This is a genomic window from Microbacterium sp. NPDC097977 (assembly GCF_040302605.1).
Classification (GTDB): domain Bacteria; phylum Actinomycetota; class Actinomycetes; order Actinomycetales; family Microbacteriaceae; genus Microbacterium.
Genome location: NZ_JBEOUR010000049.1, coordinates 1 through 26,316, shown reverse-complemented (window position 1 = coordinate 26,316; position 26,316 = coordinate 1). Strand labels below are relative to the sequence as shown.

Sequence of the window (26,316 nt, the reverse complement as noted above, 5' to 3'; positions counted from 1 at the left end):
TCGTCTTCGACGGCGACCAGGTCGCGATCGACGAGGGGGCAGACGGATCCACCGCTCCCGAAGTGACCACCTACGAGTCGCTCTGCGGGGCCTGCTACCTCCAGGAGTCCGGCGGGCGTCTGGGCTGAGCCCGCCCGCGTCCCTCGTTCACGATTCCGCATGAACGGTGGCTGAGCCGTGCCCATCGGCCGGTTTCGGCCGCGAGTGCGACGACCGTGCTGAGTCGTGAACCGTGATTGCGTGGTCTGACCACACGCGCTAGTGTGGTCAGACCACACTGAGCGCGCCGACGAACGGCGCCACGGACGCGAACGATGAGGAGAGCGGATGCCGGAGCAGCCCGCCCGCGCCTGGCGCCTCGTGCTCGAACACGTGGAGCGCGACCTGCTCGACGGCCGTCTCGGGCCCGGCGACCGGCTCGCGTCCGAGCGCGATCTCTCCGCCGACCTCGGTGTCGGCCGCTCCAGCGTGCGCGAAGCCCTGCGCGTGCTCGAGGTCATGGGCCTCATCCGCACCTCGACCGGCTCCGGCCCGCAGGCGGGAGCCATCGTCATCGCGACCCCGACGGGTGGCATGTCCACGCTGCTGCGCCTCCAGGTCGCCGCTCAAGGGTTCCCTCTCGCCGACGTCGTGCAGACCCGTCTGGTGCTCGAGGGCGCCGTCGCCGCCGCACTCGCCGCGCAGGACGCTCCCGACCTCGACACCGCGCATCGCATGCTCGACGCGATGGATGCCGAAGACCTGACCCCCGCCGAGTTCCTGGCGCTCGATGCGCAGCTGCATCTCGCCCTCGCGGAGTCGAGCGGCAACACCGTCGTCGCCGCGATGATGGCGGGGCTGCGCACCGCGATCGAGTCGTACGTCCAGCAGGGGGCGGCAGCCATCGTCGACTGGGAGGCGATGGCGACCGTGCTCCGTGCCGAGCATCGCGCGATCATCGCGGCCATCACCGAGGGCGACGCGGCCGCCGCACAGTCGACGGTGCGCGCGCATATCACCGGCTACTACACCGCAGCGGGCCTCACCCGCACCACCCGCACCACCGACTGAGAGAAGACGACATGGTCCAGCGCCAGGTTCCCAATCCCGCGGAGCTCCTCGAGCTGATGAAGTTCAAGAAGCCCGAGTTCAACGGCAAGAAGCGCCGACTGGACTCCGCTCTGACGATCGACGACCTGCGGACCATCGCGAAGCGGCGCACCCCGAAGGCCGCGTTCGACTACACCGACGGTGCGGCCGAGGGCGAGCTCTCGCTCACGCGCGCGCGTCAGGCCTTCCAGGATGTCGAGTTCCACCCGGGCATCCTCCGCCCGGCGCCGACCGTCGACACGAGCGTCGAGATCCTCGGCGGCCCGTCGGCGCTGCCGTTCGGCATCGCCCCCACCGGTTTCACGCGCCTCATGCAGACCGAGGGCGAGATCGCCGGGGCCGGTGCGGCCGCTGCGGCCGGCATCCCGTTCACGCTGTCGACGCTGGGCACGACGTCGATCGAGGGGGTCAAAGAGGCCAACCCCCACGGACGCAACTGGTTCCAGCTGTACGTCATGCGCGACAGGGAGATCTCGTACGAGCTCGCCCGTCGGGCGGCGGCCGCGGGGTTCGACACGCTGCAGTTCACGGTCGACACCCCCGTCGCCGGTGCGCGGCTGCGCGACAAGCGCAACGGCTTCAGCATCCCGCCGCAGCTGACTCTCGGGACGATCGTGAACGCGATCCCGCGGCCGTGGTGGTGGTACGACTTCCTCACGACGCCCAAGCTCCAGTTCGCGTCGCTGAGCACCACCGGCGGCACCGTCGGCGAGCTGCTCGATGCCGCGATGGATCCGACGATCAGTTACGACGACCTCGCCGTGATCCGGGACATCTGGCCCGGCAAGATCGTCATCAAGGGCGTGCAGAACGTCGAGGACTCGGTACGGCTGCGCGACGAGGGCGTCGACGGGATCGTGCTCTCCAACCATGGAGGGCGCCAGCTCGACCGTGCGCCCATCCCGTTCCATCTGCTGCCCGAGGTCCGCAGGGCCGTCGGCGACGAGTTCACGGTCATGGTCGACACCGGCATCATGAACGGCGCCGACATCGTCGCCGCCGTCGCGCTCGGCGCGGACTTCACCCTCATCGGCCGGGCGTACCTCTACGGGCTGATGGCAGGGGGTCGCGCCGGCGTCGACCGGACGATCCAGATCCTGCGTACCGAGATCGAGCGCACCATGCGCCTGCTCGGCGTCGCCTCCCTCGCCGAGCTCGAGCCCGCGCACGTCACCCAGCTCACGCGCCTCGTGCCGGTCAGCCGCGCCGCGGCCGCCGTCGAGGTGCGCTGACGCCCGAAGGCCGCGCACCGGATGCCGTGCTCACGACGACACGTCGGAGCACGGCATCCGCGTCTCAGAGGGTCGTGAGCAGCTCGTCGAGCCTGTCGGCCGTGTCTTCCCAGCCGTGCACGGCGACCGAGGGCACGCCGATCGCGAGCACCGGGTAGTCGTTGCCGCCCTCATCGAGGCGGTCCCCGTAGAACAGCATCGAGGCGAGCGGGATGCTGGTGTGCGCAGCGAGCTGCCGCATTCCGAAGGCCTTGTCGATACCGGCCAGGGTGACGTCGATCGACGTCGAGCCTCCCGAGCGCACTTCGAGCTCCGGCAGACGCCCGGCGACGGCATCGCGCAGCGCGGCACGTTTCGCTCCCGACGGATCCCAGTCGCGCTTCGCCTCGTGCGGGGCCTTCTGGCCGAGTGCGGAGAACGTGATCTGCGAGCCCCGGTCCTCGAGGATCTCGCCCCACGGCTCGGCTTCCCAGAGCCCGAGCCGCTCGGCCTCCTCGCGCAGCGCGGCGAGGGCGGCGGACTTCTGCTCCGCGCTCAGATCGTGCGCGTAGACGGGGGAGAAGTCCGTACCGTCGAAGCGCAGATACCGGGTGCCGCAGGTCGGCAGCAGGTGCAGCCGATCCGCTGCCACCGGGTCCAGAGCGCCGAGCCGGGCGATGATCTGAGAGCGGAACTGCGCCTCGTTGCCGCCCGAGATGACGGCGACCTCGACCTTCTCGAGCAGGGCACGAAGCAGGGCGGCGATGCGCGGATCGATCGGTCCCTTGGACGGGGCGAGGGTGTCGTCGAGATCGAAGGCCACGAGAGCAGGCGAAGTCATGATGCTTCCAGACTAAAGGGCGAGACGGGGGTTCTGTCGCCGGGGCGGGACGCGGCGGGTTCCGCGCTCCGGATACACGGAAGGCCGCCCCTGAGGGCGGCCTTCCGGTGTTGATGGTCGGGGTGACAGGATTTGAACCTGCGACCTCTTCGTCCCGAACGAAGCGCGCTACCAAGCTGCGCCACACCCCGTTTTGCAACCCTCCGAGTCTACAGCGAAATGCCCGCTGCGCCGAATCGAGGGATCAGACCGTGGCTCTCGCGATCGAGAGCAGAAGCGCCGTCACGCCGAGCAGTGCATTTGCGCACAGCACGATCGTCCGTGTGGATCGGTTCGGGGTCGTCATCGCCAGCGCGGACAGAGTGGCGGGCCACACGCTGACCGTTGCGCAGATCAGCGCGGCGGCGAAGCCGCCCACAGAGGTCAGCAGCTCGATTCTCCCGCCGCTCGTCCCGAGGGTGAACGACCATCCGACGAACGCAATCCACGAGATCGAGAGCACAGACATCGAGACGGCGAGAGCGAACACGGCCCCGCGCGGCACGAGGCGCGAGAACACGGGCACTGCGCCCACGACAGGCAGGAGAAGGCTCAGCGCGAACACCGCGGCGAGGGGGAGTGGCGCATCGGGGTGCACCCCCACGGGCGACGTCGTCCACGCCAACACCGGCGTGATGAGCGCGAGACTGATGATGACCGGGATGCCGACGTACGCCGCTCCGAGAACAGCCCGCACGCTCCGGCCGGCGGTCGCACTCGTGGTCATGAGACTTCACCTTCTCGCAGGGGTGAACGCATCGTTCACATTCGGTCGAGCAATGCCGAGGCGAACGCGCGCCCGACCGCAGCTGCTTCCGCAATTGGCCTCATGCGCGTCACCTCGCATGAGCGGTCTCAGTCGCGACGAGCGGTGAGGGTCAGCAGCGTCGCCTCGGGGCGGCAGGCGAAGCGCACGGGCGCGTAGATCGAATGGCCGCAGCCGGCGCTGACGTTGAGGGGCACCGTGCGCCCGCCCTGCGTCCAGGTGCTCAGCCCCTTGGCCTGCTTCAGCGGGATGTCGCAGTTCGCCACGAGGGCCCCGATGCCGGGCAGGCACACCTGTCCGCCGTGCGTGTGGCCGCCGAAGATCGCGTCGGCGCCCAGCTCGATGAAGCGGTTCATCACGCGCTGATAGGGCGCATGGGTCACGCCGAGCACCGACGTGCCGTCGTCTCGCGGTCCCAGGTCGGCGATCGCGGCAGGGAGATCCTCGAGCCGGTCCCACTGGCGGTGCGCGTCGCTCACTCCGAAGAAGTCGATCCTGTCACCGGCGACGGTGAGCCGCGCGGCCGTGTTGTTGAGATCCGTCCAGCCCAGGTCATCCGTGAAGTATGCGTCCATGGCGTCCGTGTCGAGGAACGTCGGTTCGTGATGGCGCTGGGAGGGGCCCGCGAAGTAGCGGATCGGGTTGCGCGGCGACGGGCCGTTGACGTCGTTCGACCCGTGCACGAACACGCCGGGGATGCCGGCGAAGGGATCGAACGCGCGGCGGATGCCCTCGAGGCCGTCCCGGTGACCGAGGTTGTCGCCGGTGTTGATGACGAGATCGGGCTCCAGCTGCGCGAGCGACGCCAGCCAGTCCTGTTTGCGATGCTGCCACGGCGCCATGTGCGCATCCGAGATGTGCAGCACGCGCAGCGGGGCCGAGCCGGGCGCCAGAGCGGATGCCGTCGCCTCCCGCACCGTGAACAGGTAGCGCTCGATCCCGATGCCCCATACGGCGGCCGCAGCACCAGCGGCCCCCACCGCGCCGAGCGCGATGAGGGCCGGGTGTGCCGTGCGACGAGGGGTCACCGGCAGGTGACCGAGATCGCCGTGGACCTGTTGGCCGAGGTGTTCGCCGCGGGATCGGTGCTCGAGACCACGGAGTTCGGGGGATTGCAGGAACTGTCGAACGAGATCGACGAGAACCCTGCGCCGAAGAGCGCGCTCTGCGCGGCGGACTTCGACTGCCCGGTGATGTCGGGCACAGTGACGCCCTGTCCGTTGCTCGGAGAGATCGTGATCGTCGCACCGCTCGGCGCCTGACCGGACGGGTCCTGGGCGACGACGACATCACCGGCGGGACCGTCGACGGGCTCACCGACGGCGACCGAGAATCCGGCGGCCTCGATGATCGACGTCGCCTCGCCCACGGACTTGCCGACGACGTTGGGCACGTCGGTCAGCACCTGGCGGACCAGCTTGTCGTCGGGGCGCGGGAAGGGGTCGGCGGGGTAGACGGCGTCGGCCGCACCCTGGATCGCTCTGGCGAGGCCGTAGCGGATGTCGCCGAGCCGTGTGCCCTCGCCGTTGCGGAAGCTGTTCAGCGGCTCGCGACCGTCGATGTTTCCCACCCAGACGGCGGTCGTCACCTTCGTGCTCGACTCGACGAGCATGGTGTGCTCCTTCTCGGCCGTACCGGTCTTGCCGATCAGCTGGGTTCCGTCGCCGGGGTTCGCCCTGATGCCGGTGCCGTTGCCCTCCATCACTCCACGCAGCGCGTACGCCGCGGTGGCCGCGACCTCGGGGGTGAGCTGCTGCGAGCACTTCTCCTGCGGAGGCGTGATCTCCGCGCCGTCCGGGCCGATGACGCGATCGATCACCCGCGGCTCGCAGAAGATGCCGTTGTTCGCGACCGTCGCATAGGCGCCGGCGATCTGCAGCGGTGCCACGCTCTTCGAACCGAGCACCGTGGGGAACGGGTCGTTCGGCGCGAGGTTGACGTTGGTGCCGCCCACGGTGATGTCGTCGCCGTTGCCGTAGTGCACGCCGAGTCGCTTCGCGACCTCGTTGATCTTGCAGAGGTCGAGCTGCTGTGCCATGGCCAGGAAGCCGGTGTTCAGCGACTGTGCGGTGAACTGGCGCACGCTTCCGACGTTTCCGCCGGAGTTGCCGAAGTTGTTGATCTTGGCGGTGTTCGTCACTCGATCGCCGCACCTGGTGAAGGGGCTGAACGTCTTGAGACGCCCGTCGAGCACCTGATTCACGGAATGGCCGGACTCGAGCCACGCGAGCAGCGTGAAGAGCTTGTACGTCGACCCGGTCTCGAAGCCGTAGGTCGAGCCGCCGTGCTGCTTGTCGGCGGCGAACACCTGCGAGGTCTCGCCGGCCGCGAGATTCGCCTCGGACGTCTCGTTGAACACCGTGTTCTGCGCCATGGCGAGGACGCGACCGGTGGTCGCCTCGATCGAGACGCCGGTGCCGCCGACCAGGATGCCGGGCATGGCCTGGGGGACCTGGGCCTTCACGGCGTCGATCGCGGTCTGCTGCACGCGGAGGTCGAGCGACGTGTAGATCTGCATGCCGCCGCGGCGCAGGTTCGCCTTGCGCTCCGCCTCGGTGTCGCCGAAGGCCGGATCGTTCTCGATGACCTCCTTGACGTACTGGCAGAAGTAGGCGTTGTCGCCGGCCGCCCCGCATCCCTGCTGCGGCTCGCTCAGCGCCGGAGTCACGGGAGTGGCCACGGCCTCGTCGTGAGCGGCCTGAGTGATCTTCTTGTCCGCGAGCAGGCGGTTCAGGACGTAGTCCCGGCGCTCCTTGGTCTCCTGGTACCCGTCGGCTTCGCCGTTGTGGGCGACGCCTGCGTCATCCGTCCAGATGCCCTCGGGGCGATCGATGCGGAACCGGTTCGGCTCCTGCACCATACCGGCGATGGTGGCAGCCTGCACGAGCGTGAGGTTGGCCGCGCTCGTCGAGAAGTAGCGGTTCGCGGCGGCCTCGATGCCGTAGATGGTGCCGCCGAAGTTCGCGATGTTGAGGTAGCCGAGAAGGATCGCGTTCTTCGAGTACTCCTTCTCGATCTGCAGGGCGAAGCGCATCTCCTGCAGCTTGCGCTCGACACCCTCGCCGCCCTTGGCGACCGCGGCGTCGAGGAAGCACTGCTCGACCTGCGCGGAGTAGTCCTCCGCCGCGGTGTCGACGTTCTGCTCGCACTCCTGCACCTGGACGTTCTTCACGTACTGCTGCGTGATCGTCGACGCGCCTCGATCGGTGGTTCCGGCGACGTTCCCGACAGCGGCCTTCACGGTCGCGCCGAGGTTGATGCCGCCGTGGGTATAGAAGTTCTTGTCCTCGCTGGAGAGGATCGCGTCGTACATCACGGGCGCGATCTGGTCGTATGCGACGGGCACGCGCTTCTGCTCGTAGAACGACGCGAGGGCGACGGGGTTGCCGTCGAGGCCCGTGGCGTAGATCGTCGACTGCTGCATCGGTGCATCGACCTGGAGGTTCTCGGGCAGGTCCTCGAAGATGTTGAGGGCCTGCGATCCGGCGATGCCGGTCATGGCGAGAACAGGGGTGACGCTGGCCGCGACGAGGAGGCCGGCGACGGCGCTGAGTCCGACGAGTCCGAGGACTCCTCCGAGCGCACCCTTCACCGTGCGATTCTTTTGAGGCATACGCTTGATCGTAGGGGAGTTCCCTGAATACCGCCTTTGACGCATCCGCGCGCGCGGATGCGTCCAGACAGGAGTGCCATGACCACCTGGGAGTATCTGACCACCCCGCTGCTGATCCACAACACGGCGGCGATCCTCAACAACTGGGGCAAGCAGGGCTGGGAGCTCGTCCAGGTGATCCAGGGACCCGAAGGCGGGCTCGTCGCCTACTTCAAGCGCCCGGTCACCGCGGAGGGCTCCGGCAACGCCGGCCTCGCGGCCGCCGCCGAGGCATCGCGCCAGTTCGAGGGGGGCGCGGCGTGAGCGTCTCCGCCCGTCTCGCCGAACTCGGCATCGAGCTGCCGGTCGTCGCTGCGCCTGTCGCGGCCTACGTGCCCGCGGTCGTCCACGCGGGACTCGTCTACACGTCCGGCCAGCTGCCGTTCTCGGGTGGAGCTCTCCCGGCGACGGGCAAGGTCGGCGCCGAGGTCACCGCCGAGGATGCCAACGCGTACGCGCGCACCTGCGCGCTCAACGCCCTCGCCGCTGCGGCGGATGCGGCGGGCGGTGTCGACCGGATCGCCGGCGTGCTCCGTGTCGGCGGCTTCGTGGCCTCCACCCCCGACTTCTCCGGTCAGCCCGGGGTGATCAACGGGGCGAGCCTGGTGCTCGGCGAGATCTTCGGCGACGCCGGTCGCCACGCCCGCGCAGCGGTGGGCGTTCCCGTGCTGCCGCTGGACAGCCCCGTCGAGGTCGAGGTCACCTTCATCCTCGCCTGAGCCGCGTTATGCGGAACGCCCCTCCCGGTCTCGGGAGGAGGCGTTCTGCGTCTGGCGTTTTCCGTGCGGTGCCGTGACCCGTCGCGGCCTACTTGACCTGCGCCGAGATGATGCTCATCACCGCGGTGTCGGCGAGGGTCGTCGTGTCGCCGACCTCGCGCCCCTCGGCCACATCGCGCAGCAGTCGTCGCATGATCTTGCCGGAGCGGGTCTTGGGCAGTTCGCCGACGATGTAGACGTCGCGCGGTCGGGCGATCGCGCCGATCTGCTCGCCCACCCACACCCGCAGCTGCTGGGCGAGGCCGGCGGGATCGTGTGCCGAGAGGTAGCTCTCCTTGATGATCACGAACGCCACGACGGCCTGTCCCGTCGTCTCGTCGGAGGCACCCACCACCGCGGCTTCGGCGGTGGCCTCGTGCGCCACGAGCGACGACTCGATCTCGGCGGTCGAGAGACGATGGCCCGAGACATTCATCACGTCGTCCACGCGACCGAGGAGCCACAGGTCGCCGTCGGCGTCCAGCCGGGCGCCGTCGCCGGCGAAGTAGAAGCCCTGCTTCTCGAACTTCTCCCAGTACGTCTCGCGGTAGCGCTCGGGATCCCCCCAGATGCCTCGCAGCATGCTGGGCCACGGCTCGGTCACCACGAGCAGGCCGCCGTTGCCGGTGCCCACCTCGACACCCGATTCGTCGACCACGTCGATCGAGATGCCCGGCAGCGGGACCTGGGCGGAGCCCGGCTTCGTGGACGTGACGCCGGGGAGGGCCGAGACCATGATCGCTCCGGTCTCGGTCTGCCACCACGTGTCGACGATGGGCGTCGTGCCCGCACCGATCACATCGCGGTACCAGATCCACGCCTCGGGGTTGATCGGCTCGCCCACCGAGCCGAGCAGGCGCAGCGACGACAGGTCGAACCCGGCCGGCACGCTGCGGCCGATCTTCATGAACGAGCGGATGGCCGTCGGCGCCGTGTAGAAGATGGAGACCCGGTACTTCTCGATGATCTCCCACCACCGGCCGGGGTGCGGCGCGTCGGGTGTGCCCTCGTAGATCACCTGGGTGGCGCCGTTGGCGAGCGGTCCGTAGGTGACGTAGCTGTGCCCGGTGATCCAGCCGATGTCGGCGGTGCACCAGTACACGTCCGTCTCGGGATGCAGGTCGAAGACGTACTTGTGCGAGTAGGCGGCCTGAGTGAGGTAGCCGCCCGAGGTGTGCAGGATGCCCTTCGGCTTCCCGGTCGTGCCGGACGTGTAGAGGATGAACAGCGGGTTCTCGGCGGGGAAGGCCAGCGCGGTGTGCTCGGCGGATGCGGCCGGCACCACGTCGTGCCACCAGAGGTCGCGACCCTCGTGCCATTCGACCTCGTTCTCTCCTCGGCGCACGACGAGGACGTGCTCGACCGTCTGCTGCTCGCCCTCGCCGCGGTCGGCCAGCGCCTGATCGACGGCGGGCTTCAGCGCGGACCCGCGCCCCTTGCGGTATCCGCCATCTGCGGTGATCACGAGCTTCGCCCCGGCGTCGTCGATGCGCGAGCGGAGGCTGTCGGCGCTGAAGCCGCCGAAGACGACCGAGTGGATGGCGCCGACCCTGGCGACCGCGAGCATCGAGGCGACGGCCTCGGGGATCATCGGCAGGTAGATCGCGACGCGGTCGCCGTGACCGACCCCGAGGCCCTCGAGCACATTCGCGACCCGCTTGACCTCCTCGGTCAGCTCCGCGTAGGTGATCGAGCGCGAGTCGCCGGGCTCGCCCTCCCAGTGCAGGGCGACGCGGTCGCCGTTGCCGGCCTCGACATGACGATCGAGGCAGTTGTAGGCGACGTTCAGCTCGCCGTCGTCGAACCACTTCGCGAACGGGGGAGTCGACCAGTCGAGCACCTGCGTGAACGGCGTGTGCCAATCGAGGAGGTCCCGCGACTGCTCGCCCCAGAACGCCTCGCGGTCGTTCGCGGCGCTCTCGTAGAGGGCCGGGGACGAGACGGACTGCGCGACGAACTCGTCGGACGGCGGGAATCGACGGGTCTCGTCGAGTAGGTGATCGATCTGACTGCTCATCGGCAGGCGCTCCTTTGCGGCACGGCAGGTCATGCGGGCGAGATCGCAGCGAGGGCGATCAGGTCACGGCGAATCTAGTCTCGGCCGCGGACACCCAATACTGCCGAAAGTAGGTACCCGACCTGGTTTTGTCAGGACGGTGGCCTTGCGTACACTCGACCGCAGCCGAATTCTCATTCTGGCCTTGGCGTGCCCGACTCCCCCCTTCGAGGCACGCCCTGGGCGACACCTCATTCCCCCCGTGAGGTGTCGCCCATCTCGTTCCTGGGAGCGCTTCCATCGCGATCGAGTGGGGACGCTCCGTCGGCCGCATGCATTTCTGCACGGATACTCGCACCGATCGGTTGCCCACAGGCCGTGCGCCGTCGCGGCTCATCGACGCGCGGGAGTCGTGGGCGCGGCCTAGTTTCGGGGCATGTCCGCTCCTTTCGTTCTCCGGCCTCGTGTCGCGGCAGCCTCCGACGACACGGCCTCCGCGCGCTTCCGCCCCTCTGCCGAGGTCGACCCCGTGTTCGGGGCGCTCGCTCCGTTCTGCGTCGACGACGAGGTCACCGACATCTTCGTGAACGGTTCGTCCGGGCTGTTCGTCGACCGCGGCCGCGGCACCGAGGCGGTGGAGGGGTGGAGCATGTCCGAACGCGAGGTGCGGGATCTCGCCGTCGCCCTCGTGGCCAGCGGAGGACGTCACCTCGACGACCAGGCGCCGTGCGTCGACGTGCGACTGGAATCCGGCATCCGTGTGCATGCGGTGCTGGCTCCGGTCGCGACGTCGGGGACGGCGCTGTCGATCCGCGTGCCCCGGGTGCGTGCCGCCGACCTCGAGGCGCTGTCCGCGCTCGGGACGTTCGTCGAGGGTCAGCTCGCCTGGTTGCGGCGCCTGGTCGGGGCGCGGGCGAACATCCTCATCACCGGGGGCACCGGCACCGGAAAGACGACGCTGCTGGCAGCCCTGCTGGCCGCCGCGCCGGCCGACGAGCGCATCGTGACGATCGAGGACGTGGCGGAACTGCGGCTGACGCATCCGCATCATGTGGCCCTGGAGGCACGACAGCCGAACCTCGAGGGCGCGGGCGGCATCAGCCTGGCCCGTCTCGTGCGGGAGTCGCTGCGGATGCGGCCCGATCGGCTTGTCGTCGGCGAGTGCCGAGGCGAAGAGGTGCGGGAGCTGCTGACGGCTCTCAACACGGGGCATGACGGCGGAGCGGGCACGCTGCATGCCAGCGGCCTGCACGACGTACCCGCCCGGCTCGAGGCGCTCGGCGCCCTCGCGGCGATGGACACCTCCGCCCTGGCGCGTCAGGTGGTGAGTGCGTTCACCGTCGTGCTCCACCTCGACCGCTCACCGGCGGGACAGCGCCGCATCGCCCAGGCCGGCACCTTCATCCTGGTGGGGGAGCGCCTGGGTATCGAGGAGGTGCACCCGTGGTGATCTCGCACCGCCGACCGACGCCCGAGAGAGGCGCCGACGCGGCGACGTGCGTGCAGACTCTCGCCGTGCTGCTGCAGGCGGGCGCCATGCCCGCTGCGGCGTGGCGCCACCTCGCGTCGATCGGCGATCCGCATGCCGCGGCCGTGACGGCTCGGATCGACGACGGTGTGGCTCTCGTCTCCGCGATCGAAGCGGAGGGCGGCCCCTGGCGTGACCTCGCCGCCGCCTGGGAGATCGCCACGACCGTCGGCGCACCGCTCGCCGAGGTGCTGCGCATGATCGCCGAGACGCTCAGAGACGCCGCCTCAGCGGCCGACGACGTGCGCATCGCTCTCGCGGAGCCCGCGGGCACGGCACGGCTCCTGCTGTGGCTGCCGTTCGCCGGGCTGCTCCTCGGATTCGCGCTCGGGTTCGACACGGTGGGGGTGATCTTCGGGACGCCGGCCGGCGCCGTCTGCGTGATCGCCGGACTCCTGCTCGTGCTCGCGGCGCGCTCGTGGACACGTCGCCTGCTGCGGCGGGCACGCCCCGAGCCCGGCACTCCGGGAATGCAGGCGGAACTCGTCGCGGTCGCGCTCGCCGGAGGCGCGTCGATCCCGCGGGCACTGCGCCTCGTCGCCGAGAGCCCCGTGTCGCGACGCGACGGCGGGGAGGCGCGGATCGGCTCGGTGCTCGAGCTCTCGCAGACGGCCGGCGTGCCCGCGGGGGAGCTGCTGCGTGCGGCCGCCGCCCAGGAACGCCATGCCTCGCGGATCGAGGGTCGCCTGCGTGCGGCCGCGCTCTCGACGAAGCTCCTGATCCCACTCGGCGTCTGCACCCTGCCGGCGTTCCTGCTGCTCGGGGTCGCTCCCCTGCTGCTGAGCGTGCTCTCCTCGACCCCGCTGCCGCTGTGACGGCCGCGCACCACGGATGCCTCGCGCATCCCACCCAGAGAAAGAAGGAACAAATGAACACCCTCCCTCCGCTGACCCGCTCGCGTGCTGCGACGCTCTTCGGCGACGACACGGGCGCGGCCACCGCCGAGTACGCGATCACGACCATGGCCGCCGTCGCCTTCGCGGGACTGCTCGTGGTCATCATGAGGTCCGACGAGGTGCGCGGCATCCTCACCGATCTCATCCGCCGGGCTCTCACGGTCTCGTGAGAGCGGCCATCCGTGCGCGTCGACGCCGGCATCGGTGCGGGAGCGAGGGCGAGGGCGAGCGCGGTTCCGTCGCGGCCGAGCTCGCTCTCGCGCTCCCCGCCGTCGTCCTCGTGCTCGTGCTCGGAGTCGGGGCGCTGGGAGCGGCGGCGCACCAGGTCGCCCTCCAGGACGCCGCGGCGGATGCGGCACGTCTGCTCGGACGCGGGGAGGACGAGGGGGCGGCGGCGCACGCGGTGGCGTCGGCGCTGCCCGGAGCCGCGATGTCGACCACGGCCACCGGCGACCTCGTGTGCGTGACGACACGGATCGAGGTCGGCATCGGCGGCTTCCTCCGCTGGGGTCTGCGCGCGCACAGCTGCGCTCTGGACGGTGGACGATGAGTCGATCCGCCTCGAGAAGAGTCGCCTGATGGCGGGCTCGGCCCTCGCCGCGGGTGTGCTGGCGGTGGCCGCGGCCCTCTCGCTGGGGCTGGCCGCGGTCGGGGGCGCGACGGTGACGGCGCAGCGCGCAGCGGGAGCGGCCGATGCCGCCGCGCTCGCCGCCGCGGACGCGGTGAGCGGAGCGATCCCCGCCTCGGAGGCTCCCTGCGATCTTGCGAGCAGGGTCGCGACGGCGGCCGGAGCGACCCTCACGGACTGCTCGGTGGTCGGGTACGTGGCGACTGTGCAGGTGAAGGCGGCGTACGCTGGACTCGCTGCCGTCTCCCGAGCCCGAGCCGGGCCACCCGACGGAACCTGACGGCCGCACGAAGCACTTTCCCGCGCGAACGCAGGCGACCACTGGGACCAACCCATCACGGTGGTGTGTATGGTGTGCTTCGAAGAAAGGATGCTCCCTTGGCTGAAGGCAAGAAGCTCGTCATCGTCGAGTCCCCGACGAAGATGCGGTCGATTCAGGGGTACCTCGGCGACGGCTATGAGGTCCTCAGCTCGGTCGGGCACATCCGCGACCTCGCAGACAAGAAGGACATCCCCGCCTCGGACAAGCAGGCGTACGGGAAGTACTCGATCGACGTCGACAACGACTTCGATCCCTACTACGTCGTCTCCGATCGCAAGACCAAGACCGTCGCCGAACTCAAGCGCGCGCTCAAGAGCGCCGACGAGCTCCTGCTCGCCACTGATGAGGACCGCGAGGGCGAGGCCATCGCCTGGCACCTGCTCGAGACGCTCAAGCCCAAGGTCCCCGTCAAGCGCATGGTCTTCCACGAGATCACGAAGGACGCCATCCAGGCGGCCATCGGCAACACCCGCGAACTCGACACCGACCTCGTCGACGCCCAGGAGACCCGCCGCATCCTCGACCGTCTCTACGGGTGGGACGTCTCGCCCGTGCTCTGGTACAAGGTCAAGACCGGCCTGTCGGCCGGACGCGTGCAGTCCGCGGCCACGAGGATGATCGTCGAGCGCGAGCGCGAGCGCATGGCGTTCGTGTCTGCCGAGTACTGGGACGTCGAGGCCGTCGCGACCTCGAGCGCCGGGTTCACGGTGCGTCTCGTCCGCGTCGACGGCGGCCAGCTCGCCCGCGGCACCGACTTCGACGACACGGGTGCGCTGAAGAAGGCCGTCGTCATCCTCGACGAGAAGAAGGCGGCAGCCCTCGCGCTGGCCGTCGACTCGGCGGGATCCGGCACGGTCACCAAGGTCGAGGCGAAGCCCGGAACCCGCAGCCCGTACGCGCCGTTCACCACCTCGACGATGCAGCAGGAGGCAGGGCGCAAGCTCTCGATGAGCGCGAAGCAGGCGATGAGCGTCGCCCAGCGGCTCTACGAAAAGGGCTACATCACCTATATGCGAACCGACTCCGTGGCGCTGAGCACGCAGGCGGTGCAGGCCGCCCGCAGCCAGGCCGTCGCGCTGTACGGCGACACCGCCGTGCCGCTCAAGCCGCGCGTGTACAAGTCGAAGAGCAAGAACGCGCAGGAGGCGCACGAGGCGATCCGTCCCTCGGGCGAGAACTTCCGCACCCCCAAGTCCGTCGCCTCCGAGCTCGACCGCGAGGAGCACCGCCTCTACGACCTCATCTGGAAGCGGACCGTCGCGAGCCAGATGGCCGATGCGAAGTACGAGACGACGACGGTCACGATCCTCGTGGATGCGGCCGGGCAGAAGGCCGAGTTCACGGCATCCGGAACCGTCTACACCTTCAAGGGCTTCCTCGACGCGTACGAAGAGGGGCACGACGAGAAGCGCAACTCCCAGGATCGTTCCGACGACCAGTCGCTCCCCGTGGTCGCGGTCGGCGACGAGCTCACGATGTCGGATGCCGAGGCCAAGGGGCACCGCACCACTCCCAAGCCGCGATTCACCGAGGCCTCGCTGGTCAAGGCTCTCGAGGAGCACGGCATCGGCCGACCGTCCACGTTCGCGAGCATCATCGGGACCGTGATCGACCGTGGCTACGCGACCAAGCGAGGCCAGGCGCTCGTCCCGACCTGGCTCGCCTTCAGCGTCGTCCGACTGCTCGAGGAGCACTTCGCGCACCTGATCGACTACGACTTCACGGCATCGCTCGAAGACGATCTCGACGCGATCGCCCGCGGCGAGCAGAAGCGCGTCGAGTGGCTGCGCTCCTTCTACTTCGGATCCGATTCGCACGTCGGCCTCCGCCAGGTCGTCGACAACCTGGGTGAGATCGACGCGCGGGCGCTGAATTCCACGCCGATCACCGAGAACGCGACTCTGCGCTTCGGCAAGTACGGGCCGTACCTCGAGGTCGCCGACCCCGAGGCGCCCGACGAGAAGCCGCGCATCGTGAACGTCCCCGAAGACCTCGCGCCCGACGAGCTGACCGCCGCGAAGGCGCAGGAGCTCATCGACGCGCCCGTCGCCGGTGACCGTGTGCTGGGCGTCAATCCGGAGAACGGCAAGATCGTCGTCGTCAAGGACGGCCGTTTCGGGCCCTACGTGCAGGAGAACGACCCGGTGTCCGAGGACGCCGCGGTCGACGAGGCCACCGGCGAGGTCGTCGAGGAGAAGCCCAAGCCGAAGCGCGGGGCGAAGAAGGAAGCCGAGCCGAAGCCGCGCACCGGCTCGCTGTTCCGTTCGATGTCGGTCGACACCATCGACCTCGACACCGCGCTCCAGCTTCTGAGCCTGCCGCGAGTGGTCGGTGCCGACCCCGAGACCGGCGACGAGATCACCGCACAGAACGGACGCTACGGTCCCTACCTGAAGAAGGGGACCGACTCTCGTTCGCTGGACAGTGAATCGCAGATCTTCGACGTCACGCTCGAGAAGGCGCTGGAGATCTACGCGCAGCCGAAGTACGGCGCAGGATCCCGTCGAGCCTCCAGCGCGCTCGCGGAGTTCGAGGCGGACCCGGTGAGCAACAAGCCGATCCGCATCCGCGACGGTCGCTTCGGTGCGTACGTGACCGATGGCGAGACGAACGTGACGATCCCGCGCGGGCAGAAGCCCGAGGACATCACCTTCGAGATCGCCGTGCAGATGCTCGCCGACAAGCGCGCCAAGGGGCCGGCCCCGAAGCGCGGCGCTGCGAAGAAGGCTCCCGCCAAGAAGCCCGCGACCAAGAAGCCCGCGGCCAAGAAGCCCGCCGCGAAGAAGCCTGCCGCCAAGAAGGCTCCGGCCAAGGCGTCGGCGACGGATGCAGAGAAGGCCGCTGCGCGCTCCGCCGCAGCCAAGAAGGCGGCGGCGACGCGTGCCGCGAACGCGGCGAAGCGTCGTACTGAGTGAGCGGAGCGAGTCGAAGTGAAGGCCGGTTCGTGACGTCGGGGTCCGGCGTCTGGATCACTCTCGAGGGCGGCGACGGGTCGGGCAAGACGACTCAGTCGAACCTCCTCGCGGACTGGCTGACGGATGGGGGACGCACTGTGGTGCGCACCCGTGAGCCCGGCGGCTCCGAAGTCGGCCAGCTGATCCGCGACATCGTGCTGCACCACCGCGGCGACATCGCACCGCGCGCCGAGGCTCTGCTCTACGCCGCCGACCGCGCACACCATGTCGCCACGGTCGTGAGGCCGGCTCTCGCCCGCGGTGAGGTCGTGCTGCAGGATCGCTATCTCGATTCGTCGGTCGCCTACCAGGGTGCGGGCCGTGTGCTCGACGGCGATGAGATCCGCAACCTCTCGCTGTGGGCAGCCGAAGGCGCCCTGCCCGATCTCACCGTGCTGCTCGACCTCGACCCCGAATCGGCGCGGGTACGTCTCGACTCCGCCGACAAGCCGTTCGATCGGCTCGAGGCCGAGAAGACCGAGTTCCACGCCCGCGTGCGCGATTCCTATCTCGCCCTGGCCGAGGCCGAGCCCGAGCGCTTCCTCGTTCTCGACGCCTCCGCATCGCCCGAGGCGGTCGCAGCGCACATCCGCGACCGCGTGGCGACTCTCCTCGGCTGAGCAGCCCGACCGCGGAGCGACGTCCTCGGCGGTGCGACCTCGACAGCGGTGCCGCGCACGTCGGTGCTCCCGATTAGGCTGAGTGCATGCCTCAGACCATCGCCGCCCCGTTTCCGTGGGCGGACGTCTGGGGGCAGAACGCCGCTGTCGAGACGCTGCGCCACGCGGCCGCCGATCCGACGGCGCTCTCGCACGCCTGGCTCATCACCGGTCCGCCCGGGTCCGGGCGATCGACTCTCGCGCATGCGTTCGCCGCGGCGCTGATCGCCGACCGTCCCGACGACGAGGCGGCGATGCGCCAGGTCCTCGCCGGCACGCACCCCGACGTCACCGCACTGCGCACCGACAAGGTGATCATCACGATCGCCGAAGCCCGCGCCCTCGTCGAGCGTTCGTATTTCGCCCCGTCTGCCGGCCGCTACCGCGTGATCATCGTCGAAGACGCCGACCGCATGGTCGAACGCACGTCCAACGTGCTGCTGAAGGCGCTCGAGGAGCCTCCCGAAGACACGGTGTGGATCCTGTGCGCACCCAGCGAGGCCGATCTGCTCCCCACGATCCGCTCGCGGGTCCGTTCGCTGCGACTGCGAGAGCCCGATGTCGCCGACGTCGCGCGTCTGATCACGCTCCGGACGGGCGCCGACGAGGCCGTCGCCGAACAGGCCGCCCGTCACGCGCAGCGACACATCGGGATGGCGCAGCGGCTCGCCACCGATGAGGCCGCGCGACGCCGACGCGACGACACGCTGAGATCGGTTCTGGGCGTTCGCGGGGTCAACGACGCCGTCGAGGTGGCCGGTCGCATCATCCAGGCGGCGAACGACGACGCGAAGACCCTCACGGCCGAGCGCGACGCGAGTGAGCGCGCGAGCCTCCTCCGCACCGTCGGCATCGCGGAGGGGCAGGCGGTGCCGCCGGCGCTGCGCACGCAGATCTCCGCGCTCGAAGACGACCAGAAGAAGCGCGCCACGCGCAGCCTGCGCGACGGGATCGACCGTGTGCTCACAGATCTGCAGTCGCTCTTCCGCGACGTCGTGATGCTGCAGTTCGGGCGGGGCGACGACCTGATCAACCGCGAGCTCCGTGAAGAACTCGAGGCGCTCGCCGCCGCCTGGCCCGAGACCCGTACTCTTGTCGTACTCGAACACCTAGCCGATACCCGCCAGTCGCTGGAGCGCAACGTCGCACCGCTTCTCGCCCTCGAGAGCTTGCTCGTGACTGTCACGAGCGGGAGGACACCGTGAACACCAGACCGACTTCCCGCCTGCGCCGCACCGTCGCGGTGATCGCCGGCCTCGCCGCCGCATCCGTCGCCCTCTCGGGGTGCCTGTACTCGATGATCCCCGAGCAGGCCGAGCCGAAGCCCTCGACCACCAAGGCCCCCGACACCGAGGGCGTCGCCGCAGATCTGATTTCCTTCTACGGGCAGACGCTCTCGTGGAGCGAATGCGGCACGGGCTTCGACTGCACCGACGTGACCGCGCCTCTGGACTGGGAGAACCCGGGCGACGGCGAGATCACGCTGTCGGTGGTGCGCCACCAGGCGACCGGCACCGCGCAGGGTTCGCTGCTCACCAACCCCGGTGGCCCCGGCGCCAGCGGTGTGGAACTCATCCGCGACAGCCTCGACTTCGCCGTCGGCGCCGACCTGATCGAGAACTACGACGTGATCGGCTTCGACCCGCGCGGCGTCGGTCAGTCCACGGCGGTCACCTGCTTCGACGCGTCCGAGATGGACGACTACCTCTACACGATCCCCACGGCGAAGCGCGGCAGTGCGGAGTGGGAGGCCGAACTGCTCGCGGGGCACAAGAAGTTCGCCGAGGCGTGCGAGGCGAACAGCGGCGGGATCCTGCCATACATCACGACCATCAACGCGGCGCGCGACATGGACCTGATCCGCGCAGTGCTGGGCGACACGCAGCTCAACTACCTCGGGTACTCCTACGGCACGTTCCTCGGAGCGACCTACGCGAGCCTCTACCCCGACAAGGCGGGACGCCTCGTCCTCGACGGGGCCATCGATCCCGCGGTCTCCGGCCTCGAGGTCGGCGCGACGCAGGCGCTCGGATTCGAATCGGCGCTGCGTGCGTACATGCAGGACTGCCTGGATTCGGGGGAGTGCCCGTTCGCCGGCACCGTCGACGAGGCGATGGCTGACCTCGGCGCGCTGCTCGCGAGCGTCGACGCGTCGCCGCTCAAGAACGGCGACGGGCGCCTGCTCGGCGCCGATTCGCTGATGACCGGCATCATCGCCGCGCTTTACTCGGCCGACAGCTGGTCGTACCTCACCCAGGCCTTCGACGAGGCGCTGCAGGGCGACCCGACGACCGCATTCTTCCTGGCCGACTTCTACAACGGCCGCGAGAACGGCAGCTACCTCGACAACTCCAGCGAGGCATTCCGCGCCTACAACTGCATGGATTACCCGGTCGAAGACGACCCGAGCGCCGAGGCGGCGACGACCGCGAAGATCGCCGAGGGTGCGCCGACGATCGCTCCGTACTGGAACGGACCCGATTCGTGCGCCGTGTGGCCGTACCCGCCGACCGGCACCCGGGGCGAGATCACCGCCGAGGGCGCGGGCCCGATCGTCGTGGTCGGTACGACCAACGACCCGGCCACCCCGTACGAGTGGTCGGAGTCGCTCGCCGACCAGCTCCAGGAGGGCGTGCTCATCACCCGTGTGGGCGAGGGGCACACCGGATACAACAAGGGCAACGCCTGCGTGGACGACGCTGTCGAGGCATTCCTCCTCGACGATGTGGTGCCCGAGGACGGGCTGCGCTGCGAGTGACTCGACGTCGATTCGCGGTGCGGGTCCGGAACCGGTAATATCGATGATCGCGCCGCTTTAGCTCAGTCGGCAGAGCATCTCACTCGTAATGAGAAGGTCGTCAGTTCGATTCTGACAAGCGGCTCCAGCAGGCCCCGTGATCTGAAAAGATCACGGGGCCTTTTGGTTTCCGGTGAGCCGTCGTCGGATGGCGCGTACGCTCGGAGCATGGGCAGAGCGCTTCTGATCGTCGACATCCAGAACGACTTCACCGAGGGCGGCGCGCTCGCCGTCGCGGGTGGGGATGCCGTGGCATCCGCCGTCTCCGCCTTCCTGAAGGCTCACGCGGCGGAGTACGACGTGATCGTCGCCTCGCGCGACTGGCACGACGCGCACGGCGACAACGGCGGTCATTTCGCCGAGAGCCCCGACTTCGTCGACACCTGGCCTCCGCACTGCGTCGAAGGCTCGGACGGGGCCGAGTACGACCCGTTGCTGGTGACGGATGCCGTCACCCACCATGTCCGCAAGGGGCAGGGCGAGCCGGCGTACTCGATGTTCGAGGGGACGACCGAGGCGGGAGACACCGTCGCCGGGATCCTGGCCGATGCCGGCGTGGTCGTCGCGGACGTCGTGGGGATCGCCACCGATCACTGCGTCCGGGCCTCCGCCCTCGATGCGATCGCGCACGGTGTGCAGGTGCGGATCCTCACCGACCTGATCGCCGGCGTCGCGGCGGAGCCGAGCGCCGCGGCCCTCGCCGAGCTCGCCCACGCCGGGGCGGTCCTGACGGAGAGCGCCGCGGAATGACCCGCAGCGCGCTGCTGCTGAGGGCGGTGAACGTGTCGGGCCGCAACCTCGTGCCGATGGCACGGCTGCGCGAGGTGCTCACCCCCGAGCTCGGAGAGGTCTCGACCTACATCGCGAGCGGCAACATCCTGTGCGAGCAGCCTGACGACCCGACGGCCGCCCGCGCGAGGGTCCGTGCGCTGATCGCCGCGGAGTTCGGTGTCGACACTCCGGTGATCCTGCGCACCCACGACGCGCTCGCCCGCGCGATCGAGGCTCACCCCTTCAGCGATGCATCCGAGAAGCTGCTGCATGCGATGTTCCTCGAGGGACCGGCATCCCCGGAGGCGGTCGAGACGTTGGAGCAGCGTCTCGTGCCGGGGGAGCGGATCTCCCTGATCGGCGAGGACCTGTGGATCGCCTACAGCGAGGGCGGGGTGCACAGCACCAAGCTCACCAAGGCCGTCCTCGACCGGGCGCTCGGCGTCGCCGGCACGGCTCGCAACCTCCGCACCGTCAGGAAGCTGGTCGAGCTGACCGCGTGAGCGCGTCCTCAGTCCGAGGTCTCCCTGCTCAGGGCGAGGGGCGGACGGTGCGGATCCGTCTGCAGGTCCACGCGGTGCACGCCGCATCCGACGCAGCGGACGTAGACGACCGTGCCCTCGCTGGTGGTGTGGCGGGAGTCGACGGCCCAGGCGTGCTCATGCGGGGGAGCGGTCGGGCGGGGGATCGGAAGGGTGTGCAGAGAGGTCATGCGTCCAGCGTGATGTAATGTCCTTATGCATCTCAACCCTTACGGCGAGTACGCGGTGCTGCTGGCCGCGTCGCTCGCGGACGACTTTCCCGACGATCGTGCCGGCATCGAGGAAAGAACGCTCGAGAGGGGCATGACGATGACGTTCCCGCCCGCACGCGATGATCACGAGCGTGTCCGCGAGGTCGTCGACGACTGGCTGCAGATCGTCGACCAACGCGATCCCGCGGCACGAGCCGAGGTGCTCAACGCGCAGATGGCGAAGGCGGCGGCCTATCCCCGCCTCACGAATCATGACGGGGAGGGCTGGCACCTGCACTACCGGGACGACGTGCAGTCGCTGCCGTACGTGCTCCGGGCGATCTTCGCGGTCGGCACGTCGCTGCACCTCGTCACGCGCGGCATGGATCGCCTCGGGCGATGCGAGGCCTCGCCCTGCACGAACGTCGTCGTCGACGTCACCCGGAACGGCAGGCAGCGGTTCTGCTCGGTGCGCTGCGCGAACAGAGCGGCGGTCCGGCGTCACAGGGCGCGCGCTGGCGCCTGACACCGGACCGCCGGAGGATCAGATCAGATCACGCCGTCTGCTCGGCGTGCCGCCCTTCGGCGACCTCTTCGATCAGCTTCGCGTTGAAGGCGGGCAGGTCGTCGGGCGTCCGGCTCGAGACGAGACCCTCGTCGACCACGACCTCCTCGTCGACCCAGGTGGCACCGGCGTTGCGCAGATCGGTGGCCAGGCTCGGGTAGCTCGTGAGGGTGCGTCCGTCGACGACTCCCGCTTCGATCAGGATCCATGCGCCGTGGCAGATGACGGCGACCGGCTTGTGCTGCTCGAAGAACGAGCGGGCCAGGTCGATGGAGGCCTTGTCGAGGCGCAGCTGGTCGGCGTTCACGACGCCTCCCGGGAGCACGAGCGCGTCGAACTCGTCGGCCTTCGCGGTGTCGGAGGTCAGGTCGACGTGCTGCACGTGTCCGTTCTTCCCGGTGATCTGCAGTCCCTCGGGTGCGATGAGCGTGGCGCTCGCGCCCTCGCCCTGCACCGCTTCCCACGGACTGGTCAGCTCGCTGTCCTCGAATCCGTCCGTGGCCAGGAATGCCACTCGGCTGTCGGTGAGAGTCGCCATGATGCGTCCTTTCGTGGAGGTCGATGTCCCGGACGGGACACCTCGACACTCTCGTAGGACGCCGGCCCCGTGAAGGGGGTGGCCGGATCGTCGGTGCGGTGATAACGGTGGGCCCCGTGGGGCTCGAACCCACGACCCGCGGATTAAAAGTCCGATGCTCTGCCAACTGAGCTAGAGGCCCGCATGACCAGTCTATTGCGCAAAGAAGGAGCCGCTGACGACGTGTCGCCAGCGGCTCCTTCTCCGTCTCGTCGTCCTCCCCCTGAGTGACGAGACGGTTCACCGAGTGTGCCTCGGTGTTTCTCTGCCTTACGCGGCCGGGGGCATCAGCACCGTGTCGATGAGGTACACGGTGGCGTTGGCGGTCTTGACTCCACCGCAGATGACGTTGGCGTCGTTGACCATGATCGAGTCGCCGCTGCCGGTGACCTCGAGGTCGGCGCCGTTGACCGTGGCGTGGGTGCCATCGATGTCAGCCGGAGCGATCTGGCCGGGGACCACGTGGTACGTCAGGATCGAGCTCAGCGTGGCGCTGTCGGTCTTGAGTGCCTCGATGGTGGCGGGGTCGATCTTCGCGAAAGCGTCGTCCACGGGGGCGAAGACGGTGAACTCGTCACCGTTCAGGGTGTCGACGAGGTTGACGTCGGGGTTGAGCTGTCCGCTGACTGCGGCGACCAGCGTCTTGAGCAGCGGGTTGTTGGATGCAGCGGTCGCGACCGGGTCCAGGGACATGCCCTCGACCGATCCGGCGCCGTCCGGCACTGCCTCTGCGTATGCGGCGCAACCGGGGCCGACGAGGTCCGCGGCCGGGTCCATCGTCTCGGGGGCGGTGGTCTCGGAGGACTCCGGAGCCATCGACTCCGACGGCTCGTCGCTGCTGGTGGTTCCGCCCATGGAACATGCGGAGAGCAGGAATGCGCTCGCAAGGCCGAGGGTGATCGCTGCGGTGACCTTCTTCTTGGTGCTGAACATCTCAAGCTCCTTCAGAACATTTGCCACGGCCTCTCCGTGGCGTTGACAGTCGTTCGGAGCCCCGTCGGGATCGGATGGGAGAAACGCAGAAGTTTTTTTCCGGGCTCCGGATTCAATCCGATTCCCGCTCTGTGGCGAACAGCTCTCGACGACATGTCCTTAAGAGGACTCGTTTACGTCACTTTCGAGTGGCGGTTGCAGGGGAAAGCGGGGTGAATGCGGCATGCTGGTAGAGATGGTCATCGATGGAATGGACGTACCCGAAGAAGGTACGCCGCGGGATGCTGTCGCCGACCTGCTCGTACGTATCGGTGGCGGCGATCAGCGCGCGTTCGCCGAGCTCTACGACGCTCTGTCCTCTCGCGCGTTCGGCCTGATCCTGCGGGTCCTGGTGAACCGTTCGCAGAGCGAAGAGGTGCTGCAGGAGGTCTTCCTCGAGATCTGGCAATCCGCTTCGAAGTTCGCTCCGAACAAGGGGCAGGGAAGAACCTGGGTGATGACGATCGCGCACCGTCGTGCGGTCGACCGGGTACGGGCATCCCAGTCCAGCGCGGACCGGGATGTGCGGGCCGGGTTCAGGGATATCGGAGTCGCACACGACAGTGTGTCGGAGACGGTCGAACTGGGCATCGAGAGCGAGAAGGTCCACCACGCGCTCGCAGCTCTTCCCGAGGCGCAGCGCGAAGCACTCGTTCTGGCCTACTACGGCGGATACAGTCAAAATGAAGTTGCAGTGCTCGTCGGAGCACCGCTGGGGACGATCAAGACACGGATGCGGGACGGACTCTCGCGTCTCCGGACAGCCATGGGGGTGACAGCATGAACGAACAGGAATTCGCGGAACTCGCGGCAGGAGCGGCACTCGACGCGCTGTCGCCGGACGACCAGCAGCGCTACCACGCCGCTCTCGTCGCGAACCCGCAGTGGCAGGCGATCGCGGACGACGACGTCGACACGGCCGGCATGCTCGCATCCGGTGCGGCTCCGGTGGTACCGGGCCCCGGAGTCAGGGCCGCGCTGCTCGCACGCATCGCCGAGACGCCCCAGGACGGCCGGGTCATCGTGTCCGGCTCCGTTCCGGACGCCCTCCCCGAGTCGAACTCAGCCGACACGAAGGACTCAGCCGATGCCGAGGACTCCTCGTCGGTCGCGGACGGGCTCGAGTCCGACGGCCTCGAGCCCGGCGACCCGCGTGCTGCGGCGTCTCCGAAGGCTCCGCCGCACCGTCTCCGCATCCTCTTCACGCTGGCCGCGTGCCTCGCGCTCCTGGTCGGAGTGGGCATCGGCGCAGTGGCCGTCAACGACTACCTGAACCGCCCGGCGAGCGTCATCGCTCTGCAGGACATCCAGGCGGCCGGTGACGCGCAGCAGGCGAGTGTTCCGCTGGAGGGCGGCGGCACGGCCACCGCACACTGGTCGGCATCGCTCGGCACATCGGTGCTGGTCACCGACGGCATCCCGTCCCTCGCGGATGGAGAGACCTACGAGCTCTGGTACGTCCGTGGCGACACACCCGTCTCCGCAGGCGTGTTCGACGCCGACGGCGGAGAGGCGACGGCCGTTCTCGCCGGCGACATGCACGCCGGTGACGTGATCGCGGTCACCGTGGAGCAGGCCGGCGGCTCGCCGTCCGGTTCACCGACCACGGACCCCGTCGTCGTCATCCCCACGGCCTGACCCGCGTCGATCGCGCGTACCCTGGACTGATGCCTGAGCAGTTCTCCCGTCCCGTGCGCCGACCTTCGAGCGCGTTCGACAACATCGTCGGGGCGCACGACCCTGCGGAGGAGACCCGGATCGCGCATGCGACCGCATCCGCTCTCCTGACCCGTGTGCGCGCGGACGAGAGCGGAGTGAGCGCCGACAGGCTCGTCGCCTTCACCGCGGAGCACGGCATCGACGAGATCGCGGAGCTGTGGTCGAAGGCGCCCGCACGGACGCTGCCCGGCGCACTGTGGCGGCTGTATCTGCTGCAGCTCGCGATCCACAGCGATCCGCACACGGCAGCGCTGCTGTACGAGCGAGGGCGGGTGGAACTCGCCTCCGTCGACGCGATCGTCGCGGGCGCCCCCGTTCCCGCGAACCCCGACGAGATCGTCGCCCTGATCGACACCATCCTGCGGGGAGCGTTCCGGGGCGACTTCGCCGTCGCTCTCGATCGCGCGGCGTCGTTCTGCCGGGTGCACGCCTCCGGCGCCACGCACACCGCGGACGATTACGAGCTCACCGAGCCGTCGCGAGCGAGCGAACTGACCACGCGCGCGCTGCGGCTGAGCAGCTACGCTCAGGATCTCACGGCCGCCGCGACGCTCTGGCGATCGGACGCACTGGTCTGAGGTCTCCCTGGCGAATCGCCGGGGGAAGGATAAGACCGGGCCGCAAGAACGCCTCTCGGCGGAAGGCCGCTCGCAGCGGCAAAAATTGGAGCCCGGGGTTATGCGGCCCGGCCATTCCAGTGTAACAAGATCGCTGCGGGTCTATTCCCGGGGCTCTAGGCTCGGACCATGACCCGGCGCTTCGCTCTGATGATCGACCCCGCAGCATCCGACGTCGTCCGCGCGGACTTCGCCGACACGTTCACCCTCGTCGATGCGGCGGCGC

Annotated in this window: 27 protein-coding genes, 3 tRNA genes and 1 pseudogene; 21 read left to right on the top strand and 10 right to left on the bottom strand. The window is 69.2% G+C overall.

Annotation, left to right across the window (positions count from 1 at the left end; translation table 11 throughout):
* From ABTZ43_RS11905 to ABTZ43_RS11895, 3 genes and pseudogenes are all read left to right on the top strand, one after another.
* Positions 1 to 128, top strand: a pseudogene (locus ABTZ43_RS11905) (thymidine kinase); the annotation flags it as partial.
* A 199-nt stretch (positions 129 to 327) separates the two neighbouring features.
* Positions 328 to 1,050 (top strand): FadR/GntR family transcriptional regulator, encoded by a 723-nt coding sequence (locus tag ABTZ43_RS11900; RefSeq protein ID WP_056420218.1) that lies wholly within the window; start codon positions 328 to 330, stop codon positions 1,048 to 1,050.
* 11 nt (positions 1,051 to 1,061) lie between these two features.
* On the top strand, positions 1,062 to 2,321 hold the full coding sequence (locus ABTZ43_RS11895) for an alpha-hydroxy acid oxidase (protein WP_350538965.1): 1,260 nt from the start codon (positions 1,062 to 1,064) through the stop codon (positions 2,319 to 2,321).
* A gap of 64 nt (positions 2,322 to 2,385) precedes the next feature.
* Here ABTZ43_RS11895 and ABTZ43_RS11890 read toward each other — a convergent pair whose 3' ends face one another.
* The 5 genes from ABTZ43_RS11890 to ABTZ43_RS11870 form a co-directional block, all read right to left on the bottom strand.
* Positions 2,386 to 3,141: an HAD-IIB family hydrolase gene (locus tag ABTZ43_RS11890; RefSeq protein ID WP_350538964.1), complete on the bottom strand. Its 756-nt coding sequence runs from the start codon at positions 3,139 to 3,141 to the stop codon at positions 2,386 to 2,388.
* A 114-nt stretch (positions 3,142 to 3,255) separates the two neighbouring features.
* Positions 3,256 to 3,332: transfer RNA gene (locus ABTZ43_RS11885), tRNA-Pro, on the bottom strand.
* A 53-nt stretch (positions 3,333 to 3,385) separates the two neighbouring features.
* Positions 3,386 to 3,907 carry a hypothetical protein gene (locus ABTZ43_RS11880; RefSeq protein WP_350538962.1) on the bottom strand — a complete coding sequence of 174 codons (522 nt, stop codon included), beginning with the start codon at positions 3,905 to 3,907 and terminating at the stop codon, positions 3,386 to 3,388.
* A gap of 128 nt (positions 3,908 to 4,035) precedes the next feature.
* Entirely contained in the window at positions 4,036 to 4,974 is a 939-nt protein-coding gene (locus ABTZ43_RS11875) for a metallophosphoesterase (RefSeq protein WP_350538960.1), read from the bottom strand.
* Entirely contained in the window at positions 4,971 to 7,559 is a 2,589-nt protein-coding gene (locus ABTZ43_RS11870; RefSeq protein ID WP_350538958.1) for a transglycosylase domain-containing protein, read from the bottom strand. Before ABTZ43_RS11870 ends, ABTZ43_RS11875 begins: the two co-directional genes overlap by 4 nt.
* 78 nt (positions 7,560 to 7,637) lie before the next feature.
* On the opposite strand from ABTZ43_RS11870, the gene sp36 reads away from it, so the two are divergent.
* Entirely contained in the window at positions 7,638 to 7,862 is a 225-nt protein-coding gene (gene sp36 / locus ABTZ43_RS11865; RefSeq protein ID WP_056420234.1) for a Sp36 family protein, read from the top strand.
* A complete protein-coding gene (locus tag ABTZ43_RS11860; RefSeq protein WP_350538956.1) occupies positions 7,859 to 8,317 on the top strand; it encodes a RidA family protein in 459 nt (152 codons plus the stop codon). Before sp36 ends, ABTZ43_RS11860 begins: the two co-directional genes overlap by 4 nt.
* A gap of 88 nt (positions 8,318 to 8,405) precedes the next feature.
* On the opposite strand, the gene acs is transcribed toward ABTZ43_RS11860, so the two are convergent.
* Positions 8,406 to 10,373 carry an acetate--CoA ligase gene (gene acs / locus ABTZ43_RS11855; protein WP_350538954.1) on the bottom strand — a complete coding sequence of 656 codons (1,968 nt, stop codon included), beginning with the start codon at positions 10,371 to 10,373 and terminating at the stop codon, positions 8,406 to 8,408.
* Positions 10,374 to 10,788: 415 nt separating this feature from the next.
* On the opposite strand from acs, the gene ABTZ43_RS11850 reads away from it, so the two are divergent.
* From ABTZ43_RS11850 to ABTZ43_RS11795, 12 genes are all read left to right on the top strand, one after another.
* Positions 10,789 to 11,802, top strand: a complete 1,014-nt coding sequence (locus ABTZ43_RS11850) for a TadA family conjugal transfer-associated ATPase (RefSeq protein ID WP_350538952.1) — start codon at positions 10,789 to 10,791, stop codon at positions 11,800 to 11,802.
* Positions 11,796 to 12,695, top strand: a complete 900-nt coding sequence (locus ABTZ43_RS11845; protein ID WP_350538950.1) for a type II secretion system F family protein — start codon at positions 11,796 to 11,798, stop codon at positions 12,693 to 12,695. The genes ABTZ43_RS11850 and ABTZ43_RS11845 overlap by 7 nt, the downstream gene beginning before the upstream one ends.
* A gap of 53 nt (positions 12,696 to 12,748) precedes the next feature.
* Positions 12,749 to 12,946: a DUF4244 domain-containing protein gene (locus ABTZ43_RS11840; protein WP_149422568.1), complete on the top strand. Its 198-nt coding sequence runs from the start codon at positions 12,749 to 12,751 to the stop codon at positions 12,944 to 12,946.
* Complete coding sequence (locus tag ABTZ43_RS11835; RefSeq protein WP_350538948.1) at positions 12,943 to 13,326, top strand: TadE family type IV pilus minor pilin; 384 nt, start codon at positions 12,943 to 12,945, stop codon at positions 13,324 to 13,326. The genes ABTZ43_RS11840 and ABTZ43_RS11835 overlap by 4 nt, the downstream gene beginning before the upstream one ends.
* A gap of 28 nt (positions 13,327 to 13,354) precedes the next feature.
* Positions 13,355 to 13,684, top strand: coding sequence for an Rv3654c family TadE-like protein (locus ABTZ43_RS11830; RefSeq protein ID WP_056420248.1), 330 nt, complete (start codon positions 13,355 to 13,357; stop codon positions 13,682 to 13,684).
* 98 nt (positions 13,685 to 13,782) lie between these two features.
* Entirely contained in the window at positions 13,783 to 16,641 is a 2,859-nt protein-coding gene (topA, locus tag ABTZ43_RS11825; protein ID WP_350538946.1) for a type I DNA topoisomerase, read from the top strand.
* 29 nt (positions 16,642 to 16,670) lie between these two features.
* Positions 16,671 to 17,300, top strand: a complete 630-nt coding sequence (tmk, locus tag ABTZ43_RS11820) for a dTMP kinase (protein ID WP_350538945.1) — start codon at positions 16,671 to 16,673, stop codon at positions 17,298 to 17,300.
* 86 nt (positions 17,301 to 17,386) lie between these two features.
* Positions 17,387 to 18,544: a DNA polymerase III subunit delta' gene (locus tag ABTZ43_RS11815; protein ID WP_350538943.1), complete on the top strand. Its 1,158-nt coding sequence runs from the start codon at positions 17,387 to 17,389 to the stop codon at positions 18,542 to 18,544.
* Complete coding sequence (locus tag ABTZ43_RS11810) at positions 18,541 to 20,097, top strand: alpha/beta hydrolase (protein WP_350538942.1); 1,557 nt, start codon at positions 18,541 to 18,543, stop codon at positions 20,095 to 20,097. The genes ABTZ43_RS11815 and ABTZ43_RS11810 overlap by 4 nt, the downstream gene beginning before the upstream one ends.
* A gap of 51 nt (positions 20,098 to 20,148) precedes the next feature.
* Positions 20,149 to 20,224 (top strand) — tRNA-Thr (locus tag ABTZ43_RS11805).
* Between the two features lie 80 nt (positions 20,225 to 20,304).
* Positions 20,305 to 20,886, top strand: a complete 582-nt coding sequence (locus tag ABTZ43_RS11800) for an isochorismatase family protein (protein ID WP_350538940.1) — start codon at positions 20,305 to 20,307, stop codon at positions 20,884 to 20,886.
* Positions 20,883 to 21,410 carry a DUF1697 domain-containing protein gene (locus ABTZ43_RS11795; protein ID WP_350538938.1) on the top strand — a complete coding sequence of 176 codons (528 nt, stop codon included), beginning with the start codon at positions 20,883 to 20,885 and terminating at the stop codon, positions 21,408 to 21,410. The genes ABTZ43_RS11800 and ABTZ43_RS11795 overlap by 4 nt, the downstream gene beginning before the upstream one ends.
* An 8-nt stretch (positions 21,411 to 21,418) precedes the next feature.
* Here ABTZ43_RS11795 and ABTZ43_RS11790 read toward each other — a convergent pair whose 3' ends face one another.
* Complete coding sequence (locus ABTZ43_RS11790; protein WP_149422575.1) at positions 21,419 to 21,619, bottom strand: hypothetical protein; 201 nt, start codon at positions 21,617 to 21,619, stop codon at positions 21,419 to 21,421.
* A gap of 25 nt (positions 21,620 to 21,644) precedes the next feature.
* On the opposite strand from ABTZ43_RS11790, the gene ABTZ43_RS11785 reads away from it, so the two are divergent.
* Entirely contained in the window at positions 21,645 to 22,166 is a 522-nt protein-coding gene (locus tag ABTZ43_RS11785; RefSeq protein WP_350538936.1) for a CGNR zinc finger domain-containing protein, read from the top strand.
* A gap of 28 nt (positions 22,167 to 22,194) precedes the next feature.
* Here the strand turns inward: ABTZ43_RS11785 and ABTZ43_RS11780 are convergent, their stop codons facing one another.
* The 3 genes from ABTZ43_RS11780 to ABTZ43_RS11770 all read right to left on the bottom strand — a co-directional run bounded on the left by ABTZ43_RS11780 (position 22,195) and on the right by ABTZ43_RS11770 (position 23,715).
* Positions 22,195 to 22,743: a type 1 glutamine amidotransferase domain-containing protein gene (locus tag ABTZ43_RS11780; RefSeq protein ID WP_056420274.1), complete on the bottom strand. Its 549-nt coding sequence runs from the start codon at positions 22,741 to 22,743 to the stop codon at positions 22,195 to 22,197.
* A gap of 108 nt (positions 22,744 to 22,851) precedes the next feature.
* Positions 22,852 to 22,924 (bottom strand) — tRNA-Lys (locus ABTZ43_RS11775).
* Between the two features lie 128 nt (positions 22,925 to 23,052).
* The gene (locus tag ABTZ43_RS11770; RefSeq protein ID WP_350538934.1) at positions 23,053 to 23,715 is read right to left on the bottom strand and encodes a fasciclin domain-containing protein; all 663 of its coding nucleotides are present in this window, start codon (positions 23,713 to 23,715) and stop codon (positions 23,053 to 23,055) included.
* A gap of 223 nt (positions 23,716 to 23,938) precedes the next feature.
* Between ABTZ43_RS11770 and sigK the strand changes: the two genes are divergently transcribed.
* Genes sigK through ABTZ43_RS11755 form a run of 3 tightly spaced genes read left to right on the top strand, consistent with a single transcriptional unit; the run spans position 23,939 to position 26,051 of the window.
* The gene (gene sigK, locus ABTZ43_RS11765; protein WP_200946623.1) at positions 23,939 to 24,538 is read left to right on the top strand and encodes an ECF RNA polymerase sigma factor SigK; all 600 of its coding nucleotides are present in this window, start codon (positions 23,939 to 23,941) and stop codon (positions 24,536 to 24,538) included.
* Complete coding sequence (locus ABTZ43_RS11760; RefSeq protein ID WP_350538932.1) at positions 24,535 to 25,392, top strand: anti-sigma factor; 858 nt, start codon at positions 24,535 to 24,537, stop codon at positions 25,390 to 25,392. The genes sigK and ABTZ43_RS11760 overlap by 4 nt, the downstream gene beginning before the upstream one ends.
* 29 nt (positions 25,393 to 25,421) lie before the next feature.
* Positions 25,422 to 26,051: a hypothetical protein gene (locus tag ABTZ43_RS11755; protein ID WP_056420287.1), complete on the top strand. Its 630-nt coding sequence runs from the start codon at positions 25,422 to 25,424 to the stop codon at positions 26,049 to 26,051.
* The last annotated feature ends 265 nt before the right edge of the window (positions 26,052 to 26,316 follow it).

Excerpts from the sequence above, each read along its gene's own strand:
- ABTZ43_RS11900 (WP_056420218.1), top strand. The coding sequence starts at position 328 with ATGCCGGAGCAGCCCGCCCGCGCCTGGCGCCTCGTGCTCGAACACGTG.
- ABTZ43_RS11895 (WP_350538965.1), top strand. The coding sequence starts at position 1,062 with ATGGTCCAGCGCCAGGTTCCCAATCCCGCGGAGCTCCTCGAGCTGATG.
- ABTZ43_RS11890 (WP_350538964.1), bottom strand. The coding sequence starts at position 3,141 with ATGACTTCGCCTGCTCTCGTGGCCTTCGATCTCGACGACACCCTCGCC.
- ABTZ43_RS11880 (WP_350538962.1), bottom strand. The coding sequence starts at position 3,907 with ATGACCACGAGTGCGACCGCCGGCCGGAGCGTGCGGGCTGTTCTCGGA.
- ABTZ43_RS11870 (WP_350538958.1), bottom strand. The coding sequence starts at position 7,559 with ATGCCTCAAAAGAATCGCACGGTGAAGGGTGCGCTCGGAGGAGTCCTC.
- sp36 (WP_056420234.1), top strand. The coding sequence starts at position 7,638 with ATGACCACCTGGGAGTATCTGACCACCCCGCTGCTGATCCACAACACG.
- acs (WP_350538954.1), bottom strand. The coding sequence starts at position 10,373 with ATGAGCAGTCAGATCGATCACCTACTCGACGAGACCCGTCGATTCCCG.
- ABTZ43_RS11850 (WP_350538952.1), top strand. The coding sequence starts at position 10,789 with ATGTCCGCTCCTTTCGTTCTCCGGCCTCGTGTCGCGGCAGCCTCCGAC.
- ABTZ43_RS11840 (WP_149422568.1), top strand. The coding sequence starts at position 12,749 with ATGAACACCCTCCCTCCGCTGACCCGCTCGCGTGCTGCGACGCTCTTC.
- ABTZ43_RS11830 (WP_056420248.1), top strand. The coding sequence starts at position 13,355 with ATGGCGGGCTCGGCCCTCGCCGCGGGTGTGCTGGCGGTGGCCGCGGCC.
- ABTZ43_RS11815 (WP_350538943.1), top strand. The coding sequence starts at position 17,387 with ATGCCTCAGACCATCGCCGCCCCGTTTCCGTGGGCGGACGTCTGGGGG.
- ABTZ43_RS11800 (WP_350538940.1), top strand. The coding sequence starts at position 20,305 with ATGGGCAGAGCGCTTCTGATCGTCGACATCCAGAACGACTTCACCGAG.
- ABTZ43_RS11795 (WP_350538938.1), top strand. The coding sequence starts at position 20,883 with ATGACCCGCAGCGCGCTGCTGCTGAGGGCGGTGAACGTGTCGGGCCGC.
- ABTZ43_RS11790 (WP_149422575.1), bottom strand. The coding sequence starts at position 21,619 with ATGACCTCTCTGCACACCCTTCCGATCCCCCGCCCGACCGCTCCCCCG.
- ABTZ43_RS11785 (WP_350538936.1), top strand. The coding sequence starts at position 21,645 with ATGCATCTCAACCCTTACGGCGAGTACGCGGTGCTGCTGGCCGCGTCG.
- ABTZ43_RS11780 (WP_056420274.1), bottom strand. The coding sequence starts at position 22,743 with ATGGCGACTCTCACCGACAGCCGAGTGGCATTCCTGGCCACGGACGGA.
- ABTZ43_RS11770 (WP_350538934.1), bottom strand. The coding sequence starts at position 23,715 with ATGTTCAGCACCAAGAAGAAGGTCACCGCAGCGATCACCCTCGGCCTT.
- sigK (WP_200946623.1), top strand. The coding sequence starts at position 23,939 with ATGCTGGTAGAGATGGTCATCGATGGAATGGACGTACCCGAAGAAGGT.
- ABTZ43_RS11760 (WP_350538932.1), top strand. The coding sequence starts at position 24,535 with ATGAACGAACAGGAATTCGCGGAACTCGCGGCAGGAGCGGCACTCGAC.
- ABTZ43_RS11755 (WP_056420287.1), top strand. The coding sequence starts at position 25,422 with ATGCCTGAGCAGTTCTCCCGTCCCGTGCGCCGACCTTCGAGCGCGTTC.